The sequence below is a fragment of the Haladaptatus pallidirubidus genome, assembly GCF_020700235.1.
Lineage (GTDB): Archaea > Halobacteriota > Halobacteria > Halobacteriales > Haladaptataceae > Haladaptatus > Haladaptatus pallidirubidus.
In genome coordinates this window covers 223,552-244,582 of sequence record NZ_CP085307.1, presented here as the reverse complement: position 1 = coordinate 244,582, position 21,031 = coordinate 223,552, and the positions used below count along the sequence as shown (strand labels likewise).

18 protein-coding genes and 3 pseudogenes are annotated in these 21,031 nt (G+C 55.0%); 12 read left to right on the top strand and 9 right to left on the bottom strand.

What is annotated here, in order from left to right; translation table 11 throughout:
* Position 1: 1 nt before the first annotated feature.
* The 3 genes from LIX15_RS30815 to LIX15_RS30805 form a co-directional block, all read right to left on the bottom strand.
* Positions 2–985: an ABC transporter permease gene (locus LIX15_RS30815; RefSeq protein WP_227779218.1), complete on the bottom strand. Its 984-nt coding sequence runs from the start codon at positions 983–985 to the stop codon at positions 2–4.
* Positions 986–1,032: 47 nt separating this feature from the next.
* Positions 1,033–2,766: an ABC transporter substrate-binding protein gene (locus LIX15_RS30810; RefSeq protein WP_227779217.1), complete on the bottom strand. Its 1,734-nt coding sequence runs from the start codon at positions 2,764–2,766 to the stop codon at positions 1,033–1,035.
* Between the two features lie 114 nt (positions 2,767–2,880).
* Positions 2,881–3,381, bottom strand: a complete 501-nt coding sequence (locus LIX15_RS30805; RefSeq protein ID WP_227779216.1) for a hypothetical protein — start codon at positions 3,379–3,381, stop codon at positions 2,881–2,883.
* Between the two features lie 183 nt (positions 3,382–3,564).
* Between LIX15_RS30805 and LIX15_RS30800 the strand changes: the two genes are divergently transcribed.
* The 6 genes from LIX15_RS30800 to LIX15_RS30775 all read left to right on the top strand — a co-directional run bounded on the left by LIX15_RS30800 (position 3,565) and on the right by LIX15_RS30775 (position 10,132).
* Positions 3,565–4,356 carry a DUF8054 domain-containing protein gene (locus tag LIX15_RS30800; protein ID WP_227779215.1) on the top strand — a complete coding sequence of 264 codons (792 nt, stop codon included), beginning with the start codon at positions 3,565–3,567 and terminating at the stop codon, positions 4,354–4,356.
* Positions 4,353–4,790 carry a hypothetical protein gene (locus tag LIX15_RS30795; RefSeq protein WP_227779214.1) on the top strand — a complete coding sequence of 146 codons (438 nt, stop codon included), beginning with the start codon at positions 4,353–4,355 and terminating at the stop codon, positions 4,788–4,790. The genes LIX15_RS30800 and LIX15_RS30795 overlap by 4 nt, the downstream gene beginning before the upstream one ends.
* A 462-nt stretch (positions 4,791–5,252) precedes the next feature.
* Positions 5,253–6,845: an N-acyl-D-amino-acid deacylase family protein gene (locus LIX15_RS30790; protein ID WP_227779213.1), complete on the top strand. Its 1,593-nt coding sequence runs from the start codon at positions 5,253–5,255 to the stop codon at positions 6,843–6,845.
* Positions 6,842–7,972, top strand: a complete 1,131-nt coding sequence (locus LIX15_RS30785; RefSeq protein ID WP_227779212.1) for a mandelate racemase/muconate lactonizing enzyme family protein — start codon at positions 6,842–6,844, stop codon at positions 7,970–7,972. The genes LIX15_RS30790 and LIX15_RS30785 overlap by 4 nt, the downstream gene beginning before the upstream one ends.
* A gap of 55 nt (positions 7,973–8,027) precedes the next feature.
* A complete protein-coding gene (locus LIX15_RS30780) occupies positions 8,028–9,083 on the top strand; it encodes a DUF1611 domain-containing protein (protein WP_227779211.1) in 1,056 nt (351 codons plus the stop codon).
* The gene (locus LIX15_RS30775) at positions 9,080–10,132 is read left to right on the top strand and encodes a dipeptide epimerase (protein ID WP_227779210.1); all 1,053 of its coding nucleotides are present in this window, start codon (positions 9,080–9,082) and stop codon (positions 10,130–10,132) included. The genes LIX15_RS30780 and LIX15_RS30775 overlap by 4 nt, the downstream gene beginning before the upstream one ends.
* A 40-nt stretch (positions 10,133–10,172) precedes the next feature.
* On the opposite strand, the gene LIX15_RS30770 is transcribed toward LIX15_RS30775, so the two are convergent.
* A complete protein-coding gene (locus LIX15_RS30770) occupies positions 10,173–10,334 on the bottom strand; it encodes a hypothetical protein (RefSeq protein WP_227779209.1) in 162 nt (53 codons plus the stop codon).
* Between the two features lie 214 nt (positions 10,335–10,548).
* Here LIX15_RS30770 and LIX15_RS30765 point away from each other — a divergent pair, with 214 nt between their 5' ends.
* Positions 10,549–12,054, top strand: a complete 1,506-nt coding sequence (locus LIX15_RS30765; RefSeq protein WP_227779208.1) for a serine hydrolase domain-containing protein — start codon at positions 10,549–10,551, stop codon at positions 12,052–12,054.
* 456 nt (positions 12,055–12,510) lie between these two features.
* Here LIX15_RS30765 and LIX15_RS34130 read toward each other — a convergent pair.
* The 3 genes and pseudogenes from LIX15_RS34130 to LIX15_RS34120 all read right to left on the bottom strand — a co-directional run.
* Positions 12,511–12,741: pseudogene (locus LIX15_RS34130) on the bottom strand (DUF8008 family protein); the annotation flags it as partial.
* Positions 12,690–12,854, bottom strand: a pseudogene (locus tag LIX15_RS34125) (hypothetical protein); the annotation flags it as partial. The pseudogenes LIX15_RS34130 and LIX15_RS34125, both read right to left, overlap by 52 nt.
* Positions 12,850–13,017, bottom strand: coding sequence for a DUF8008 family protein (locus tag LIX15_RS34120; RefSeq protein WP_486327147.1), 168 nt, complete (start codon positions 13,015–13,017; stop codon positions 12,850–12,852). The gene LIX15_RS34120 and the pseudogene LIX15_RS34125, both read right to left, overlap by 5 nt.
* A 167-nt stretch (positions 13,018–13,184) precedes the next feature.
* On the opposite strand from LIX15_RS34120, the gene LIX15_RS30750 reads away from it, so the two are divergent.
* The 3 genes and pseudogenes from LIX15_RS30750 to LIX15_RS30740 all read left to right on the top strand — a co-directional run.
* A complete protein-coding gene (locus LIX15_RS30750; RefSeq protein WP_227779206.1) occupies positions 13,185–13,400 on the top strand; it encodes an apurinic/apyrimidinic endonuclease family protein in 216 nt (71 codons plus the stop codon).
* Positions 13,401–13,602: 202 nt separating this feature from the next.
* Positions 13,603–14,988 (top strand): hemolysin family protein, encoded by a 1,386-nt coding sequence (locus LIX15_RS30745; RefSeq protein ID WP_390184703.1) that lies wholly within the window; start codon positions 13,603–13,605, stop codon positions 14,986–14,988.
* A gap of 232 nt (positions 14,989–15,220) precedes the next feature.
* Positions 15,221–15,571: pseudogene (locus LIX15_RS30740) on the top strand (DUF2270 domain-containing protein); the annotation flags it as partial.
* 108 nt (positions 15,572–15,679) lie between these two features.
* Here LIX15_RS30740 and LIX15_RS30735 read toward each other — a convergent pair.
* Both LIX15_RS30735 and LIX15_RS30730 read right to left on the bottom strand, forming a co-directional pair.
* The gene (locus LIX15_RS30735) at positions 15,680–17,179 is read right to left on the bottom strand and encodes an MATE family efflux transporter (protein WP_227779205.1); all 1,500 of its coding nucleotides are present in this window, start codon (positions 17,177–17,179) and stop codon (positions 15,680–15,682) included.
* Positions 17,180–17,623: 444 nt separating this feature from the next.
* A complete protein-coding gene (locus LIX15_RS30730) occupies positions 17,624–18,445 on the bottom strand; it encodes an IS5 family transposase (protein ID WP_227779204.1) in 822 nt (273 codons plus the stop codon).
* Positions 18,446–18,508: 63 nt separating this feature from the next.
* Between LIX15_RS30730 and uvsE the strand changes: the two genes are divergently transcribed.
* Together uvsE and LIX15_RS30720 are read left to right on the top strand one after the other, a co-directional pair.
* Positions 18,509–19,225 carry a UV DNA damage repair endonuclease UvsE gene (gene uvsE / locus LIX15_RS30725; RefSeq protein ID WP_227779287.1) on the top strand — a complete coding sequence of 239 codons (717 nt, stop codon included), beginning with the start codon at positions 18,509–18,511 and terminating at the stop codon, positions 19,223–19,225.
* A 109-nt stretch (positions 19,226–19,334) separates the two neighbouring features.
* Entirely contained in the window at positions 19,335–21,014 is a 1,680-nt protein-coding gene (locus LIX15_RS30720; protein ID WP_227779203.1) for an ATP-dependent DNA ligase, read from the top strand.
* Positions 21,015–21,031: the final 17 nt, after the last annotated feature.

Here is a 21,031-nt window from a genome sequence, read left to right as displayed (position 1 = left end):
CTTAGGTTCCTCCAAGTTTGACCCGTGGATCGAGGTACGTATATGCGATGTCGGCTATGAAGTTCATCGTGATCACGATGAAAGACATGAGTGCGAACGCGCCCTGCGCGACTGGGTAATCGCTCCGAAGCGCTGCTTGTACCATCTCACGGCCGAGACCGGGCCACGAGAACACAGTCTCGATAAGCACTTGCCCACCAACCGCGAATCCGACCGCAATGGCGAACGCCGTCACCACTGGAAGAATCGCATTCCGAACCGCGTGCTGGAACAAGATGCGTCGGTTCGTCAGTCCCTTGGCACGCGCCGTGTCGATGTAATCTTCCGAAAGTACTTCGAGCAGATTATTTCGCATTAGCAGGAGCGGTAGTCCGGTATAGTAGGTACACAGTGTGAAAACCGGGAGTGCGAGGTGATAGAGGAAGTCGACACTCAGGAACTTATCGGCAGTCCCTGAGTAATTCGCGGTGACTCCGCGCATCCCGCCGAGTGGGAACATTCCTAACTCGAACGAGAATATATAAAGGACAATCATTCCGGTCCAGAACACAGGTGTTGAGCGGAGTAAGAGAACAACCAGCATGCCAGCACGCTCTTTTGTCGTTCCGCGGATCCACCCAAGTTGGGCGCCGAAGAAGATGCCGAAAGCGTACGAAATAGTGAACGCAGTCAACATTAGTGACATTGTGTTGATGAACCGGTCGCCAATGATGTTGGTCACTGGTCGGCTATAATAGAACGATTGGCCGAAGTCTAACTGGACAACCTGAGCCATGTACAAGAGATACTGTTTCCAGAGCGGTTCGTTGAGTCCAAACTCCTCTATGACGCGGCGTTGAGCTTCTGGCGACATACGCGGACTCATGATTGCTGACATTGGGCCACCCGGAACCATCCGGAAGAGGAAGAACAGGATAGTGATTACTGTAAATAGTGACACCACCATCAGTGCTAAGCGTCGAGCGACGTATCTTTTATTGACCATTTTTATTTCTAATATTATATTAATGGAGGAATTGTGGAATAGGTTAGCTACGCACCGGTTTTCCCTTCAGGATAGTAGAGATTCCCGTCATTGTCCCACACATACCCGGCATCTTTTAGGATTTCAATGGCTCCATTTACACCGTTCTCGAAGTACGGTGTGTCGGGATTATGCCAGAAATTAAGGGTTTCGTTGATCGGTGAATGTGCTTTGTTGCCAAAGCCGTCGTTGAGTTCCTCTATAATGACTGTTTGGGCACCGGTGATGAGCGCATTTGCAGCTTGTCGGAAGGCAACATCATCGAATGGCGGTTTTTTGGTATTGACCCACGTTGCCTGTCGGCAGTCGTCGGAGTTTTCAACAAGCGTGAGGTGTCCGCTATTCTTGACTGCGTCTTGGAGCGATGCAGGACTACCGAACCAGTAATCAAGCAAGTCGTAGTCACCGTTTCGCATTGCTTCGAGTTCGGCGTCGCGGGTTGAAAGTGGCCGCTGGATGCGGGTATCGATATTGGGTGCAGCGAACGAATGATTTTTGAATGCAGGCATCTCAAAGCGTGAACCTTGATCCCAGTTGCCCCACTGGAACGGACCACTCCCCACAATAGGTGTGCCATTGGTTATTGACACCTTCCATGGTTCAGACTCGTTGCCTGTCTCAGAAAGTATTTTCTCCCAATAATGTTGGGGCAGGATTGGCGTTAACCCAAGTGTGATCGCGATGTACGGTGCGTACGGATCGGTCAGATTGAATCGAACCGAGTGGTTACCGGTTTTCTCGACGCTTTCAGTCGTGTCGACTACATAGTTGACGTAGGCTGGTGGCTCAGTCTCTAAGATGAGGTTAAATGTGTACACTACGTCATCGGCGGTCACAGATTCGCCGTCGTGGAATGTCATACCCTGCTTAAGATTCACATTGAGCGTGGTATCATCGGCCCATTCGAAATCCTTCGCTGCCCACGGTTTCATTTGTTGCTTGGGGTCTGCTCGGAACAGGAAATCATGCATGAACCGAGTCGGCGTCCAATTTCTACTCGGACCAACCGCATTGATGTGGAGCGGGTTCAGCTGATCCGAGGGATCCCAATTATTGGTGACGATAGTTTTACCCTTATTATTCTTGGGTTTTATTTGGGTATAATTCCAGATATTTCGCATTCCAGTGACGTTCACCACAATTGAGTCTTCCTCAAATCGGTCACTGTTGTAGGCATACGGGTAGACGTTGTAGAGATACTGATTCTCAACCCGCTGCTCACCCAAAATTTTCTGGGCCTCATGTACCAGTTTTTGTCGGGCATCTTTGTCATTCTCTTTTCGCTGATTTTTGGCGATCTCGTTGTAGCGGTCGTGGTTGAATCCGTAGTCGTTTTCTGCTCCTCCTTTGGCAAAGCGGTTGACGAGAATAGTATCAGGATCCCCGTTGTTTGCGCACCAGTTGTAGGTAGTTAGATGGAAATCTCCCTTGTCCTCACGAGAAGTAAGCACCGTGATTTCGACTGCATCGGTCACAACGTTCGCGCCAAGTTGTTCCCGGAACTGCTTGTCCACGAGGCGATTAGCCTGATAACGTGCGGGGTGGTATTGTTCAGTATTGCTAACGTGATTGATTTTGCCGATTTTTCGCTCCTGAGGCAAGTTTTCTTCTACCTTCTTCTTGGCAGAATTACCGCTTCCGTTCGGGTTATTTTGGTTCGCACAGCCGGCTATACTCAGGGTAGCGATAGACGCCCCAGCAGCGCCCATTTGTCGCATGAATTCACGACGTTCTGTTTCCATGGCTAGCAGTTTCGAATTTTATAGCTTATAGACACCCCCTATCTATGTGGGGGGTTAACACAACTCTTTACGATAGTCCAAAATTATGTAACGGAGTGAAATACTGTTTATATTTCAGGCGATATATGCATTCAGAATAGTCATGTTTGTGCCAAGGCCTTCGACCGCCTCGTTATGTTTTTTAAGCGCCTCTCCCGCTCGCTCGAAGTGTGGCTGGGGGTTCCCGCATACTGCCTCCTTTCCATTGGCCTCCAACGCGTCGAGGTTAGTTTCGACAATGTCGAGCGCTCGAATCATCTCAGCATGGAACGTCTGGAGATGTTTGTTGTGCTTTCCGAGCTTATCGACAGTCTCGTCACGGTGTTCGACCGCCTGCTCAACGGTCAGAAATTCCGTGTACTCAACTAGTTCCTCGATGTTTCCTTCCTCACTGTCAAGCTCACGTTTGAGTTCATTGAGGGTCTCGCGCTCGGCGGCAAGGATATCGTTGGTCTCGGTGAACGACTTGATTTCTCCGTCATCGTACTGTTGTAGCTCCCGGCGGAATGCCGCCCGACGAGCCTCATCGTCCTCACCGACTTGTTCGGCAATTTGAATAATGGTCTCTAATCCCATGGAGGGGAAGGTCTATCGATGTGCTTGAATCTTCCCCCTCCTGAAATCAGGGGTATTTAGGTGAAGGCGCCAGCGACAATCGGTAGCGGGTGAACTCCATCGTATTTGACATAGATGAAATAAATTTGATTTCCGTACATTTGAGGTGGATAATGTTTTACGCATTCCCTCGAAGAGTATGATGTGCGTTTCCGTAACCCACGCTATACTGGCACGAACCGCTGTTGGCCCTGCACCGCAGTCAACGCGATATTGCTTGGATTGGGGATAGCAGCACTCTATGCGGTCGGTAGCACCATTCTCGCAGTCGCAATGTTCACCATCGGTGGGGCAGTCATCATGCTACACGGATACCTAATTCCCGGAACCCCGCAGCTAACACGCGCGCTTCCCGAGTCGGTGCTCGGTGCATTCGGCAAGAACGAGGTCGAGGCGTTTTCGTCCAACTTACCGGCAACCAAGGCACTACTCGCAGTAGGCCTCCTTGATGAGGATTACCGGCTTCCGGCCGAGGTTGAAGAGCGCATTCAAGCCACTGCGGCTAAGGGTGTCAACGACTCCGACGTCCTCGAACAAGCGATCGTGAAGAAGTTCGACGATGTAGTCGAGGTATCGGCGCGGCGAAGCCTTGGCGGCGGCGAAAACTGGTTTGCCTTCGATACCGACGAGGTTGCAGTTCGCCAGTGGGAGGCCCGGGCGGTGGCCGCACTTGACATGGCAGTAATCGATCTCCTTGCCGAGCGTATTCCCGACTGGGACGACCGTTCCGCCGCGGATCGGACGGCGATGGCCGCGATTTTGCGGTATGGACTACAAATGTGTCCGGCCTGTGGCGACGAGTACGTTGAACCAGAGGGGCAACACATGACCTGTTGTGGTGGTCGGTCGCTTGTCGGTGAGCGACAGTGTCCAGCATGCGACTACGCGCTAGTCGACCGAAATGACTTACCGACCGACGCGGAGGTTTTAGCGTGAGTCGGCGGGTCGTAGCGTCTCTTCTAGCTATCGCCCTGCTTTCAGGAGCAGTTATCGCCGAGGCTGAACAAAACTACGCTTCAGTCACCAGTCGTGACGAGACGTCCGCCGGGATCGCGGACACCAACATTGAGAATGGCGCTCTTGTGGCCGACCTCCGAGTGAACAGTTCGATGAACGAACCCCTCCGAATTCAGTATGTCCATCTGACGGTGGCTCATCCCGGTTACAACGACAGCGCGAGCACACCCTTCAAAGGTCAACGGTCACTTTTGCCTGGTGAGAACGACCTTAAAGTGGACATCCCTGCACGACAAGTTTCTGGCAATTTATCGGCTGGCGACGCCGTGACCGTCTATGGCGAAATCGTGGTCTCGGTATACAACGGCTACGAGTTCGACATTCCTGTCGAGAGGACGGAGGTGACGCTATGAGTGACCGAAATAAGCCGCATGATAGACGCAAAGAGAGAAGCGTGCACGATGTTAGTGCTAAATGGGACGGATGGACCCACCCCGCAACTAGCCATAGCGATGAACATGAGCGACCGGGGGAGGATGGTGATACCAGCGATAATAGTACGAGTGGTTACGTTTCATGGAAATCACCTCCTTCTGAGCGTTCGCGGACTCCCCGTGAGGCGGTACGCACTCGCTTCAATCTCACCGACCGACAGTGGTACGTGGTCGAGACACTACTGCTGTTTGCGCCCTACCCTCTGTTCGTGATCATGTATCTCATGTTTCCGATAGATGGAACAGTCTTTCTCGTCAGTACTCTGTTGTACTCATTGTTCGCCATGTACGTAGGCATCTTCTCGTGAGCGAGGTCGGACCCTTTTGTGACCGACCTTGTTAGGTTCCGGACTTTAGGTAGGGGCCCGCGATTGGCGAGCCATGGGACACGACATCCTACTCAGAGACGGTCGAATTGTGGACGGTACCGGGTCACCGTGGTATCGTGGCGACGTGGCTATTACGGACGGTCGCATCGTTGAGGTCGGACACTACGAACACGACGCCGACGAGATTATCAATCTTGACGGTGCGGCAGTCGCACCGGGATTCATAGATATTCATACTCACTCCGACTTTACCCTCCCAGCGAACCGCGAAGCTCACAGCAAGGTCCGTCAAGGTGTGACCCTCGAGGTTGTAGGGAATTGTGGCACTAGTGCGGCCCCGCGGTACGGTGCAGCCGCCCAAGGTGTCGACGACTGGTTCGAGAGTAACGCCCTTGGTGATACCGTAGACGCCGACAACTGGGAATCGATGGCGGAATATCTCGACTACCTCGCGACGGGCATCTCACTCAACGTTGCATCACTCATCGGTCACGGCAACGTCCGGGCGGCGGTCGTAGGCTATGACGACCGAGTGCCGACCGAAGATGAACTTGTCGAGATGCGGGATATCGTCGCCGAGGCGATGGAGGACGGCGCAGTCGGCCTCTCATCAGGACTGTTCTACCCTCCTGGATGTTACGCCGACACCGCTGAAGTGATTGCACTGGCGGAGGTGGCCGCTGAGTACGGCGGTTTCTACGCTACCCATATGCGCTCAGAAAGCGACGATCTCATTGAGAGCGTTAAAGAAACGCTGGAAATCGGTCGTTGTGCAGACATCCCTGTTCAGATATCCCATCACAAGGCAATCGGTCCAAATAACTGGGGGAAAATACGCTATACGCTCCGACAAATGGAGCTCGCGCGTGAACGCGACGGCGTGGACGTGCAGTGTGATCAGTATCCATACGTTGCTTCCTCAACTACGCTCGGAGCGCTCCTTCCCAACTGGGCCCACGACGGCGGCGACGACGCGTTGCTCGAACGATTACAAGATGACGTTGATCGCAAGCGAATTCGTGACGAATTGGTGGCCGACGAAAAGAGCACGTGGGACGGCATCCTCGTGACGAGCGTCCGGAATTCTGACCTAAAACATACTGAGGGGAAGACTATAGCCGAGATCGCGGCTCAGGACAATAATAATCGTGATCCAGCCGATATCCTGCTTGATATTGTACTCTATGACGAGAACCGCACGATGCACGTCAACTTCGGCATGGACGAAGACGACGTACGAACTGTCATGCGCCACGAACTCACGATGATCGGAAGTGACGGATCGTCGCTAAAACAGGATGGGCCGCTCGGCGAAGGGGTTCCCCACCCACGAAATTACGGAACTTTCCCACGTGTCCTCGGCCACTACGCTCGCAACGAAGAGGTCGTTTCGGTCGAGTCGGCGGTTCATAAGATGACTGGGATGCCAGCTTCGCGGATGGGACTCGCCGACCGAGGTGTGCTGAAGGCAAACGCGAAAGCCGATATAACCATCTTCGATCCCAAAGCGGTCGCTCAATCGGGCGACTTCCTGGATCCAGCGAACTATCCTGACGGCATCTCTTACGTGTTAGTCAATGGCCAGTTCGTCGTTCGAGACGGCGACCATACGGGTGCTCAACCTGGGGAGGTGGTAACACTATGAAGGTAACTGGTGTTGAGGTCATCCCGGTCTCCGTTCCCTCAGAAACCACCTACGAGACCAGCCTTTCGCTAGCAACTGCCGGCGAACAGACCTATGACCATGTAATCGTCCAGGTCGAGACCGATACAGGCGTGACCGGCCTGGGTGAAGTTGCTCCGCTTTCGTCGTGGCCCCATGGTCTCTCGCAGGGCGCGATCTGTGTCTTAATTGAAGACACACTTGCGCCATTGGTTGAGGGACGACGACTCAATCATATTCCCCGAATCATCGAGGACTGCCAGCAGGTGCTCTCTGGCGAGCCGTTTCCGCTTTGTGGCATAGACATGGCACTTTGGGATGCCCTCGGGAAGGCTCGCGGCCTCCCCGTATATGATCTGCTCGGTGGCCCCACGCGTAGCAACCCAACTATCGACCTCCACTATTCCATTGGTATCAAATCACCAGACGAGGTGCGTGCCGACGTGACTCGTGCAGCTGAGCAGGGGTTTTTGGCATTCAAGGTAAAAGTCGGTAACCCTGACTTTGAAGCTGAGCGCGACGCAATTATGGCAATCAGTGACGCGATTCCCGATGCTGGAATCCGAATCGATGCGAATCAGGGGTGGTCCGTCCCCGAGGCACTCCGAAAGATTCCAATACTCGACGATGCGGCGGGTGGTCTCGTCCTCGTGGAACAACCCATCGACTACGATGATATTGCGGGTCTTACCCGGGTTCGAGACGCTGTTGCGCCACCAATTCTAGCTGATGAAGCCTGTTTCGCCCCACGAGACGTCGCTGCGCTCGCACAGGCCAACGCCTGTGATATCGTCAACATCAAACTCGCGAAAACGGGGGGTCTCAATCTGGCTCGAGATGTGGCGACCGTGGCCTCTGCCCACGGCATGCCGTGTTTTATGGGAAGCATGCTTGAACTCGGCGTCGGTGCCGCAGCCAACGCCCACTTTGCGGCGGCGTGTCCGACCGTGACGTATCCGACGGGCATCCTTAACATTCATGCTAAAGACTCGCTTATCAAGGAGCACGAGCGGTGGACGCCTAACGGCGCAACGTTTACGCTTCCGGATGATCCTGGATTCGGCGTAACCCTCGACATGGACGCCATCGCCAAGTACCGTGTCGAGTGACCAACCATAGGAGGGTATAGGGTTTTCGTAGGGTGTGATTTAGTTTAATCAAGCCATGAATTTACGAGACGAGTTTGACGTGCCAGTTCCGGCGATGGTGCTCGCTGAGGGTGAATTCGGACGAACTGGTGGAAAGACCGCGAACGGTGTGGTGATGCACAGCGAAATATTTGACACGCGGGTCGTTGTTGACTCCAAGACCGCAGAAGAGACACTCGCCGACGTACTTGGGAGAGCCGACGCACCTGACATTCCTATTGTGGAGTCGGTTGACGAAGCTGTCGAGCGAGCACCCGAGGTAGAGGTCCTCGTCATCGGGGTCGCACCCGCTGGTGGTCAACTCCCCGAGGCGTGGGTGACAGAGATCGAGACAGCCATCGAATACGGTTGCGATCTCGTTTCAGGCCTCCATGTTTTCCTCGGCAATGATGAACGATGGTCGTCTTTAGCCGCCGACCACGGCGCGCGAATCTTCGATGTTCGAAAACCACCTGCAGATGATGAGCTGCGCGTGGGCGACGGGTCGGTAGATGATGCCTGCGCAGATGTAGTGCTTACGCTCGGTACCGACTGTGCTGTAGGGAAGCGAACGACTACGTTTGAACTCTACAAGGCAGCTCGAAACGCAGGTCTCAATGCTGGATGGGTGGCAACCGGTCAAACGGGTATCATGGTCGGTGCACACCAAGGTGTGGTCATCGATCGTGTCCCTGCTGATTTCACTGCAGGCATGGTCGAAGACCTTGTCTCGAAAGTCGCCGAGAACCACGATTTGGTGTTCGTCGAAGGGCAGGCGTCGCTCACTCACCGAGCGTACTCGAGCGTGACGCTCGCCGTTCTCCACGGCACGTGGCCTGATGTGGTGGTGCTTGCGGACCAGCCTGACCGCGTTCAACGGAGTCACTTCGAGCGCTTCCACGTAGACGGTGTCGAAACCGAGAAGCGTGCCATTGAGAGCCTCTCAGACGCGACCGTGGCTGCGGTTTCGACGTGGGGCGACCCGGCCACAGAGGAGACCGGGTATGACCTCCCCACCGCGAACATCTACCAGAAGGGCGGAGCTGCGGAGCTACTGTCCATGGTCAAACAGAGCTTGGAAAGCAGCGCATGAGCGAGATTACTAACGTGGCGGTCGAACCTCTTGACTTGCCATTGTCGGAACCGTTCGAAATCTCACTCGGCATTCAGTACAAGGCGTCGAACGTTTTAGTCACCATCGAGACCGCTGACGGTGTTACCGGCTACGGCGAGGGCGCGCCTGTCCCGACAGTCACGGGCGAGACACAGGGTACGGCACTCTTGACCGCCGAGACGATGGCCGACCTCATAACCGGGGAAGACACCGTACACTACCGAAGACTCGTGGATAAGATTCGGTCGGCGTTTCCGGGGATGGCGTCGGCGGCATTCGCTGTTGAAACCGCAATTCTCGATGTCTACTGTCGCGAGCGTGATATCGCGCTCTCGGAGCTGTTCGGCGGTCCGCCGACGCCGGTCGAGACCGACCTCACGATTCCCATCGTTGACGCCGATACAGCCCGTGCGAGTGCGAGGAATGCCGTCGCCGACGGCTTCGATCATCTCAAGATTAAGACCGGAAACAATGTCCACGAGGATGTCGAGCGCGTAGTCGCGGTTCATGAGAGTGCGCCTGACGTCCATCTGAAGGTGGACGCGAACCAGGGCTGGACGCCCAAGGAAACCGCGTGGTTCACAAAGGAAGTCGAAGAGTGCGGCGTCTATCTCGACCTCATCGAACAGCCAGTTCTGAAAGACGACATAATGGGACTTGCACGCATCCGTGACCGCGTGGACACGCCTATCGCGGCTGATGAGACGGTGTTCACCTCCGAGGACGCAATCGAAGTTGTGCGCCGGAACGCTGCCGACATTATAAACGTGAAACTCGGTAAGGCGGGCGTGCTACAGGTCGCCGATATCGTCTCTATCGCGAAGGCCGCAAATCTTGATCTCATGCTAGGGTGCATGCTCGAAAGCGCAATCGGCATCCACACCAGCGCCCACGTCGTCGCTGGGACTGGTGCGTTCTCATACGTTGATTTGGACGGAAATCTTCTGCTCGCTGATGACGTTGCCGACGTGGATCACGGTTCGACCATCGACATCGATGGTCCCGGACACGGCATCACACCAGAATGAGTCTACCCTCGTTACACCAGCCTGGATATACAGGCTATGGTTACGTGACGTCCTCGCCCGCCGTAAACGGCGGGGCTTCCCTTCCACAGCGGGGAACCCGGCCGGCCCGGTTCGGTTTCAGGACCGTCTCTCCCGGCGTCGGCGGGGCGGGTTTCACCCCTCGACCGGGAGCGTCCTGTGGCACCGTCACGTGTGCTCCCATCCGCAAGCGAGTCATCGCCGCGCGGTTTCTCAACGCGGCTCTCTCCCAAGCGGTCGAACCTCGCGGTTCCGTGCCGGCTCCGGTCACACCTTTTGACCGGGCTCGCGGAGCACCGCAGACATGGGTGGAATGCGGTCCATATCCCTCGGCAGCCAACCGAATGGGATGTGGCAGAACCCGTGAAAACACGGACGTCGAGGTGTGTACTAAGCGTTTGGGTTCCGCCCCGGCCACCGTCGGCAGTTGTGTCCCTGTTGTCGGATTCACGCCCGCCCTTCACGGCGGGATTCTCTCCTCGAAAAAGATAGCCCCTAATGAACGAACACCACCACGAAATCACAAAATGACTGAAATAATGACGGAGAAAATAGAGACGTTTGTACATAACTGGCTTTCGGACAGTCAGGTTCCAGGTGCCGCGCTCGCGATAGTCGATCAAAATGGCATCCGGTACTCGAATGGGTTCGGTGCTCGCGAATTGAAGACAAACGCGCCTGCCACCGACCGAACTCTGTTCGGAATCGGTTCGTGTACCAAGTCGTTCACGACGCTAGCGATTATGCAGTTAGTCGAAGCAGGACAACTGGAGGTTGAAGATCCGGTTTCCAAGTACCTTCCCCTTGCCGACGATTATCCGGGACCACCCGTCACTGTCCTCGATCTAATGACCCACTCATCTGGGATTCCAAGCGATGGCATGGCGGTCGTTCTCATTCAGCGCTACTCCGGTAGCGGTGAAGGGTCAACGGTGCCACCACTCAGCAGTCGGTCAGACTTCGAAGCACATGTCCGTGGGTCCGCCGCCGCCCGCGATGACGGCGACCGCTTCTTCTACTACAACTCTGGTTACACACTCCTCGGCGAAATTATTGAAGCCGTCACCGGGCAGGAATACGCGGCGTACATTGAATCAGAGATTCTCGAACCGCTTGGGATGGAACGATCGACATTCGAGAAGAACGCGTTTGAGTCCGAAGACGATCGGATGACACCGTACTACAAAGACGACGAAGTTCTGACCTCTGCTTCGTTCCCGTTTGACGAGTGTATGTATGCTCCCGGTGGCCTGTTGTCCTCGGTCCGAGATCTTAGTTCGTATCTCCAACTCCAGATGAACGGTGGTTCGTTCAACGGCGAGACGCTCGTAAATGAAAGTTCCATCACCGAAATGCACGACCGACATGCGACCCGCCGCGTCATGCTTGATGGCACTCGGCAGGAATACGGCTTTGGTTGGATGATTCAGGATTTCCTCGGGGACACGCTAGTCGGACACGGTGGCTCGGTCGGCGTCTCAAACGCGTATGTTGGATTTCTCGAAGACGCCGGTATTGGGATTGCACTACTGTGCAATGCCGGCGCAAATCCACATCCGATGTATGTGGCTCCTGCCATTCTCGCCATCCAACAGGGCGACGATGAGACCGCCGTTCCGCAATTTGCGCTCCGAGAGAAGTTCGCGCGGCTAACTAGGACTTACGAATCGTATCGAGGGATTATGAAAGCAAAAGTCGAGAGCAACGGAGGCACTCTTTCGCTGTTGCTGTCGAGTGGTGGACGAACGCGAGAGTTGGTCTTGGTTCCAGAGTCGCTCGACATTGCCGACGGTCAATTTTACACTGTGACCGAACACGGTGACCGCGTTTCCGCGACGTTCGAAGAGACCTCGAATGGATATGATCTCTTTTTCGAACGCTGGCGACTCCACAGCACGGAGTAGCAATAATTCCTACCAGTTGCAGTCGGAGATGACCCCCTTGCATTTCTTGATGCATCATCGTCCTTTCTGGTTCGAATCGAACCCCGATGGACGGTAATTGTATCAAGTAGAACGTTCAGTCCAAACGGAGGGATAGTATCGAATTCTTTTGCGAAGCTCTCCAGAAAATACTTCAGAAGTTCGAGAGTACACTTTCATCGAGTTGAAGTAGTTCCCGTTATGAGTCGATTCCCAATGGGGAAAATACCTTCACCGACTGTATCTCGAAATAGATCTCTCGATCAGCCCTCACTGAACTATTGCATCTCATAAGTTAGAACCGTAAAAACATCGTCATATTTCTGCACGCTAGCCAATTTCAGGGGCGGGGTGGTGATCCTGCGCGACAATAGTGGCGCGCCCGATCCGAGCGTGACAGGAGCAACGCTGAGAATAATCTCGTCGAGTAGACCGTGATCATAGACCGAATTCGTCTGTGAGGAAGCTGTCGACGAGACGTATCTCCTGGTAGCTCAATCCGTCTTTGGATAATTGGCGCTTGGTTTTCTCGAGACGTCCATTCGAGAGTTCGTGCATCGCGTCCATGGTTCGGCGAGCGAGTTCCTGTGAGTATTTCTTGCTCACGCTGAACTTTTTCAGGCGAATCCACTCGGCAAGGTCTGAGGTATCGAGATAGGAACGAATCTCGCGACTCCCCTTCGACTAGAGTAGCGACCGGCCTCACCGCGTTCACGCCATGCCTTGCTTGCGAGTTCGTCGGGCTTACGGTTCGTGACGGACGCAAGCATTCCGTCGTCATAGCGGGCTAACCGCTAGATCGGCAGTAGGTCGGGTCAAATGGGCGACTGCACCACCGCGACCAAGGGCATCATTCTCACCCGGGAGTCGGAAGTAGGTATTGCCGTCATCTTTCGTGATGCGCTCGAGCGTGTTTCCCTCGACAGTGATGCGTTCTTCTCCCACGTTGTCAGCGAGCAAGTGTGCGCCTTTTTCGAACACGCGGGCTTAGAGTTCGTCGATGCGTTCATCACAGGCCAGAGTCTTGCGGGTGATTGCCTTTCGATGGGCTTGTGCCGCGACCGAAGGAGCTAGTATGGCGGGACACTTACTACTGGTACTGATCTACTCTAATGACACGCTATGGCTATGCGGCGATGAATATCACGCTTCGCGAAAAAGGTGTGCGGACGAACCGTGGAATGCGGAAAACGACCTTCGAAGAGCGTGGTCTCACGTATGCTGGCGAACTCGCCGAGCAGAACTGCCGTGATCTCAAACGCATTATCGAATGGAATCTTGATCACGATATCCACTATTATGGCTCTGTTGAAACCATCAGACCTTGACAGGAAGTGCGTGACACATACAGAGCTTCTCTTCAGCAGAACCCGATGCTGATGCGCCTACTAAATGTCGGAGCCCATGTTCGCAGGCAGTCGGCAGAACGAGGAGGACAGTCGATGGCCTCTAGATCCACAGAACCAGTTCACTACTGACAGCAGTCAGTCACCCGCGAAATCATTAGATAGTTTTAGTCGATGGAACGAGATGCATGAATATGGACACGCTACAATCGAACGGCAGTACGTTCCGGGGGTACCGATGGTAAACGTCGCGCTCTCAGCTGCACAAATCGTCTTATCGCTGTTTCTCGTGGTGCTCAACGGCTTTTTTGTCGCAGCAGAGTTCGCCTTCGTTCGGATTCGGGGAACGTCGGTTGATCAACTCGTCGAGGAGGGGCGGCCCGGCTCGGGAACGCTCCAAGAAGTGATGACGAACCTCGACAACTACCTCGCCACGACGCAACTCGGTATCACCATCGCCTCGCTCGGGTTGGGATGGGTCGGCGAACCAGCCGTGGCAGCGCTCATCGAACCCGTACTGGAACCAGTTCTCCCCGCGAATCTCATCCATCTCGTCGCGTTCGCAATCGGCTTTAGTATCATCACGTTTCTCCACGTCGTCTTCGGTGAACTCGCGCCGAAGACGCTCGCAATCGCTCAGACCGAGCGACTCTCGCTGTTCCTCGCCCCGCCAATGAAGCTCTTCTATTACGTACTCTATCCGGGAATTGTCGTCTTCAACGGGGCAGCCAATGCGTTCACGCGGTCGCTTGGTGTGCCGCCCGCGTCCGAAACGGATGAGACACTCGGCGAGCAGGAGCTCCTTCGGGTACTAACACGATCCGGCGAGGGCGGGGACATCGACGTGGCAGAAGTGACGATGATCGAGCGCGTCTTCGATCTTGACGACACCGTGGTGCGGGAGGTCATGGTCCCACGGCCGGACGTGGTGAGCGTTCCGGCGGATGCCACGCTCTCCGAACTACATTCGATCGTCTTCGAGTCCGGTCACACTCGCTATCCGGTTCTTGATGCCGACGACGGTGACCAGGTGGTTGGATTCGTCGACGTCAAGGACGTGTTGCGAGCAGAGGTGGACGATGGGGATGCCGAGGTAGTCGATGACCTCGCCCGCGAGATTCTCATCGTCCCGGAGACAATGGCAATTAGCGATCTCCTGATACAGTTCAGAGAAGATCGCCAGCAGATGGCTGCAGTCATCGACGAGTGGGGAGCGTTCGAGGGGATTGCGACGGTCGAAGACATCGTCGAGGCCCTCGTCGGGGACCTTCGAGACGGGTTTGATCTCGATGAGCGCGAACATTCGATACGCCAGCGTGACGATGAGGGGTACGACATTGACGGCGGAGTCCCATTGTCGAAAGTTTCCGACGCCCTCGATGGCGACTTCGATAGCGAAGCGGTCGAAACGATCGGTGGGCTGGTGCTGGGACGACTCAATCGCGTGCCAGAACCTGGTGACCGCGTCGAGATCGACGGTCACGTCGTTGAGGTAACGAGCGTCGAGGGGACCCGAATTTCGACGGTATGGGTCCACGAAAGAGATATCGACGATCCAGCAGTGGACTGACAGGGATTTGCGTGGATCCTCATACTTTCCAGTGTAGCAGATCACAAATCTGTTGAAATCGGCGTGCAGGACTTAGAGGATAAGTTCAGCACAACGACTCCGTTTGTTTCACGTCGAAACCGGTGAACTACTCGCTCACTACACCTGCGTACTGTTCAATGTTCTCCAGTACTAACACTCAGATTACGCCGTCACCAACACTGCTTATGGAGCGAGGAGGTGTCTCTCCTTTATGACCGATTCGGGTAGCGACGAGTTCGACCCAACAGCACCAGATCAACGGGAGATCGGCCGCGAAATGGTTGACGACAGTACGGGACTCGGTTCGGTGATGGCCCACGCCTATCGCGGAGAGGTAGACCGAGTGGGAACGTGGCGGCAGCGCCTCGACGAGACGACGACGTGGGCGGTGACGCTGATGGCAGCAATTCTGACGTGGGCGTTTTCGAGTGCTGATAACCCACACTATATTTTGCTGATCGGGATCGTTGTCGTCACCATCTTTCTGGGCATCGAAGCACGACGGTACCGGGACTACGACGTCTTTCGCTCTCGTGTTCGAGTCATCCAAGAGAACAGCTTTGTTGAAATTATCTTATTCAGATAGATTCTCGTCCGAAACAGCTAGTCACTGAAAGGTGCGTATTGAACAGATCTTCTCGACGATCCAGTCGATACAGCACGAAGGTCATCAAGAGTCAGTTGCCTTCGTGTTTCCGTCGGGAGTCGTATCCTCCGGTGAACCGTCTCTGAGGACATCCTGCAGCCAGCGGCCACGGAAAAAGAAGAACGCCCCTGTGATGGCCGCAGTGACGTTGGACAGGGCGATGGCGTACCACGCACCGGTCGCACCGAGACTGAATACGAGTACGAGCACAACGGCGACGAGAGCACGGACTCCCCATAGCGTCGTTACGCCGATCCCCATCGCCATCCGGGTCGATCCGGACCCGTAGAAGGCCCCGTTCATCATGTGGTACGAGGCCATGATGACCCACGTCGGTGCGACGATACGAAGGAAGGTCGCACCGTGGTTGATTATTGGGTCGGCCTCCGGGCCAGCGATGAACATCCCCACGATGGGGCGGGCGAACCAGACGGTAATGGCGCTGGCGACGATGAAAGCGGAGGCAAGGATCGCGATGGCGACGTATACCGTCCGGCGCGCTCGCTCTCGGCGACCGCTACCGAGATTCTGTCCGACGATTGTCTCGACGGACATCCCCATCGCTACAGTAGGAAGCCAGACGAGCGAAATGAACCGATTACCGATGCCGTACGCAGCGACGGCGTCAGTACCGACGGTGGCGATCAGTGCCGTCATGACGATTGCTGCGACGGATTCAGTGCTCTGGTCGATGGCTCCGGGACCTCCGATTCGGACGATTTTCGTGACGGTCTCCGATTCCAAGAACAGGTCTCGCCAGCCGAGTTGCAGCCCGACGCGCCCACCGAACAGCAACCACAGGCCGACGGCTGCTGCTGCAGCCCGTGAGAGGACCGTCGCCGCCGCCGCGCCCGTAACCCCGAATCCGGTGAAGCCGGTGGCGGTGAAAAGCGACTGCTGGAGACCATCGAGGCCCACCCAACTGAACAGCGGATTTCCAGCGAATCCGAGTACGAAGAACGGGTCGAGGACGATATTGAGCCCGACGCTGAGTACCATCAGGTACATCGGCGTCTTCGTATCACCCCAGCCGCGAAGTAGCGCCATGAAGACGTAAAAGCCGAAGGTGAAGGGCATCCCGAGGACGATAACTCGGGTATACGTGACGGCGAGATCGTGGACCACTGTCCCCGCGGGAGCGCCGATCGCCTGCAGTAGTTGCGGAGCGAACACCGCTCCGAGCGCTGCCATGCCGACCGAGAGCAAACCGACGAACGCTATCGTCTGACCGGCGACGTGACCAAGCCGGTCATCGTTGCCAGCACCGACGTGTTGCGAGATGAGGATTGTTCCGGCATTGGTCATCCCTGCACCGACGCTTATCAGCAGGAAGATAAGTGGCCAAGAGAAGGAGAGCGCACTTACTGCATCGGCACCGAGTCGGCCGACCCAGAACGTGTCGGTGAGGTTGTACGCCACTTGGAGCAACTGTGTTGCAGTCTGCGGGCCGGCGAGCGCGAGTAACGGCCAGACGATCGATCCCCGAGTGAATCGGTCCGACTGGTCAGGCGAAGAATCCGTCATTCTCTGCCCCCGCCAGCGATTCGGCAGTCATACCGGACACTTAATTGAGCGATTCGACTGTGCGCCCCCCGCTCTCGAATCGAGAGCAGCGGTCTGGTTGATTGGCTGCGTTGGGATCTGGTCATCGAAATTCTTCCGTGTCTCGTCGGGTTGCGTGGTCGCTGAACGATTCACTATCTGTGAGCGAAACACGCAGGACACCGGAGTGAACGCCGCCATGAAAGCGCCAGCGGCATGGGCCAGTCCGAAAAAGCCGTCGCTTTCGGCCAAGGCGGCCGGCCGTGGGCCCGCGTGTATCGGGCCCGACTACAGGGCGGCGCTCATGAGAACTACCGTACTCAAGAGCGATATCGGATATATAAGTTATGTCACCCGGGCGCTGTGGGATCTGCGTTACGTCTACTCCCTGTGCTAAGCGATCCGTAAGTCCTCTGTCTTGATCACTCAGAGTGATCGGTCAATGTTGTGACTGAGACAAGCGATAGTGAGTTCACGGAATTGCTTCCACCACCGTCGTGAGCGAACGTACGCACCGTATTTCCGCTTGAGCGTGGAGTTGACTGTCTCTGATTGACTCCGTTGTCCGTAGAGATCAGCGTCTAAGCGTGCGTTCCATGCCCGATGAAGTGACGTGAATTCACGATGCTTGATTAGTGGACGAACCTCGTATTGACGGACAAGTCGCCTGATTTTCTGGTCGTCGTAGCCTTTGTCACCGAGCAGAATCTCAATACTCTCGGGATTGCGCTTGACCAACGACGGGGCGATCTGGCTATCGTGTTTTCGTGTCGTTGTCACATGTAAATCGAGAATCGCGTTTACCTTCGTATCGACCAACAGCGTCACTTTGAGCTGCTGAATCGTGAGTTCGGCTCGTTTCGTGTAGTGTTTCGAGGCGTGACTGCGGTCGAACCCTGACGCATCAACTCCAACAACTCCGCTCGTCGGAAGTAGCGTGGCTGAGAGAGTCAATAAGATACGCCATACGGCCATATCAAGCCGGTTGAACGCCTTACAGAGCGTTGATGGCGTAGGAAGTTCGACTAGCCCGAGAACACGACGGATGCGTGGCATCTCGATCAGTTCGTCAAGCAGGCCACGGTAGGTCGTGTTCTTCCGAACTTTGAGACACAGCAGAACAACGTGCTGTGGGAGTGTATAGCGGTGTTTGGAGAACTTCGAGGAGTATCGAGAGACCGCTTGGCGTGCCAGATGGATCGCCTTCTCAGTAAAACGGAGAATCTGCGACTTCGGGAGGGCCTTCATCTTGTGGAATTACAGGACGAACATGTAACTCTCTGAGAATTTCAACAGAGCCACTATTATCGGATCTCATCCGGTCTTCTCCCGTGGTTCAGTCAGTACGATCTTCGGGATTTGCCGAACGCTCCAACGGTTCGTTCGCTCCTTTCCGAGGTTGGTGACCGTGCTCTCGAGCAGGATCTCCGTCTTACATTTCACCCGGATCACTTCGTGAAGCTAACAAGCAACGACGATGCTGTCATCGAACGGTCGATGATAGATCTAGAAAACCATGGCACCATACTCGATGCAATGGGACTACCGCGAACACCCTACAACGCGATTAACATCCATATTGGCGCTCACTATGGTGACAAAGAAGCAACCAGCGAGCGATTCTGTGAACACTTTAGACGGCTCTCACCAGCCGTTCGGAAGCGATTGACTGTTGAAAACGACGATACCGAATCCCTATGGAGTATTCCCGAGTTGGTTGACGCAATTTATGACCGTCTCGAGATTCCAATTACATACGACGCTCTCCATCATCAGTTCACGAGCCGTGGATTGACGTTTCGTGAAGCGCTCACTCGCGCCACCGAAACGTGGGAAACGACGCCAATCATTCACTATAGTGAATCTCGACGCCTTCATGAGGCCGATCCATCGATTCGACCACAGAACCACAGCGACTATGTTATCGGACCGATCCATACGTACGGAACGGGTGCCGACGTTATGATCGAAGCAAAGCAGAAAGAATTGGCAGTACTTCGGTACCAAAATACCACACAGTCAGCGTAGCTCAACTCTCTTTTACGCAGGTTCTATTCAGTCGTCAGTCAGCAGGAAAGATAAAGCGTTGCAACTGCAAACCGCGTCTTTTTGCCGATTCCATCCGTGTGTTATTACGATGGACTATGGGTGTCTCGTCGCGGTATACGACCGTCTCGACGAGACTTCTTCTACGATCGAAAAGACCGAGATCGTAGCGGAGTGTTTTGAGAACGCACACGACTTATTACCGGTGCTCACTCAGCTCGTGCGTGGTCGCCTATTTGCCCCCTGGGAACCCGACGACCTTGGCGTCTCGTCCTCGTTGACAGCACAAGCTATCGAGAACACAACCGGCGTTGATGAGGAGCAACTCGAATCATGGTGGCGTGAAGCTGGTGACCTTGGAGATGCTGCCGCACACGCGATCGAGTCCCGTGCCCAGACTACGCTCGTTTCGGAAACGCTCGAGATTCGCCACGTTTACGATACACTTCGGGGTCTCGCCGAATACGAAGGACCAGGAAGTCAGGAACGACGCATCAACGATATCGCCGAACTGCTTGCGAACGCCGATCCAAACGAAGCACGATACATCGTTCGTACAATCGTTGGCGCCATGCGGTTAGGCGTCGGCGAAGGAACGATTCGAGACGCTATTGCCATGGCGTTCTTCGATGGATCCGACGACGCAGTTCAGGCAGTTGAGCGAGCCTACGAAGTTACAAACGACTTTCGCACCGTTAGTGAAACGGCTCGTACAGAGGGACTTGCCGGACTCGATGATCTCGAAGTCCAGTTGTTCCGGCCGGTAAAGGCGATGCTTGCGCAAAAGGCCGAAAGTGTCGCAGATGCGCTTGAAGCAACCGAACGCCCGCTCGTTGAATACAAATACGACGGGATGCGAGTTATGATCCACATCCAGAGCGATGAGGTACGTGTGTTCACCCGGCGACTTGGGGACGTCACAGTCCAATTCCCGGATATCGTTACGGCCGTGCACGAGGAGGTTGCCGCCGAAAACGCCATCATCGAAGCGGAAGTGGTCGGGTACGACCCTGATACTGGCAGTCCGATCCCCTTCCAGGAATTTTCGAAACGGATCAAACGGAAAACCAATATCGAAGAGATGGTTGCCGCGTATCCAGTGACCGTCCACGTCTTCGACCTACTCTATCATACTGATGAATCGCTTCTAAACACGCCCCTGTCTGACCGAATTGAGCGTCTCGAAACGCTCATTGACCAAGGCAGAGGGACGATTCAACGGGCGACGAATCGTCGGCTAACATCGGTGGACAACACAATGTCGTTTTACCGTGATGCACTGGCAGCCGGTCAGGAGGGCATCATGGTGAAGAACTTGGATGCAGTCTATCAACCTGGTTCACGTGTCGGATACATGTTAAAAGTAAAGCCGATGATGGAGCCGCTCGACCTCGTCGTCGTCGGTGCAAAATGGAGCGAGGGTCGAAAGAGTAACTGGCTGGGCCGTCTACGACTTGCCTGTTGGGACGCCGAGCGAGAGGAACTGCGTGAAGTTGGACAGATGTTTTCAGGATTGACTGATGCTGAGCTTCGTGAAATCACGACAAAACTCGAACCGTTGATTCAGTCGGTTGAAGGCCGAACAGCACACCTTCGCCCGGAGGTAGTCATTGAGGTTGAGTACGAAGAGATTCAAAAATCGACCACTTATGAGTCTGGGTACGCGCTCCGATTCCCCCGATTTGGGGGCTTTCGCGACGACCTTGGACCCGAAGATGCCGACCGATTCGAACGTGTAGAACGCCTCTACGAGGAACAGTGGACAGAATAAATGATGATTGATCCCAT

Excerpts from the sequence above, each read along its gene's own strand:
- LIX15_RS30750 (WP_227779206.1), top strand. The coding sequence starts at position 13,185 with ATGACACGCTATGGCTATGCGGCGATGAATATCACGCTTCGCGAAAAA.
- LIX15_RS30810 (WP_227779217.1), bottom strand. The coding sequence starts at position 2,766 with ATGGAAACAGAACGTCGTGAATTCATGCGACAAATGGGCGCTGCTGGG.
- LIX15_RS30730 (WP_227779204.1), bottom strand. The coding sequence starts at position 18,445 with ATGAAGGCCCTCCCGAAGTCGCAGATTCTCCGTTTTACTGAGAAGGCG.
- LIX15_RS30785 (WP_227779212.1), top strand. The coding sequence starts at position 6,842 with ATGAAGGTAACTGGTGTTGAGGTCATCCCGGTCTCCGTTCCCTCAGAA.
- LIX15_RS30805 (WP_227779216.1), bottom strand. The coding sequence starts at position 3,381 with ATGGGATTAGAGACCATTATTCAAATTGCCGAACAAGTCGGTGAGGAC.
- LIX15_RS30770 (WP_227779209.1), bottom strand. The coding sequence starts at position 10,334 with ATGGGAGCACACGTGACGGTGCCACAGGACGCTCCCGGTCGAGGGGTG.
- LIX15_RS30735 (WP_227779205.1), bottom strand. The coding sequence starts at position 17,179 with ATGACGGATTCTTCGCCTGACCAGTCGGACCGATTCACTCGGGGATCG.
- LIX15_RS30790 (WP_227779213.1), top strand. The coding sequence starts at position 5,253 with ATGGGACACGACATCCTACTCAGAGACGGTCGAATTGTGGACGGTACC.
- LIX15_RS30745 (WP_390184703.1), top strand. The coding sequence starts at position 13,603 with ATGCATGAATATGGACACGCTACAATCGAACGGCAGTACGTTCCGGGG.
- LIX15_RS30815 (WP_227779218.1), bottom strand. The coding sequence starts at position 985 with ATGGTCAATAAAAGATACGTCGCTCGACGCTTAGCACTGATGGTGGTG.
- LIX15_RS30775 (WP_227779210.1), top strand. The coding sequence starts at position 9,080 with ATGAGCGAGATTACTAACGTGGCGGTCGAACCTCTTGACTTGCCATTG.
- LIX15_RS30720 (WP_227779203.1), top strand. The coding sequence starts at position 19,335 with ATGGACTATGGGTGTCTCGTCGCGGTATACGACCGTCTCGACGAGACT.
- LIX15_RS30780 (WP_227779211.1), top strand. The coding sequence starts at position 8,028 with ATGAATTTACGAGACGAGTTTGACGTGCCAGTTCCGGCGATGGTGCTC.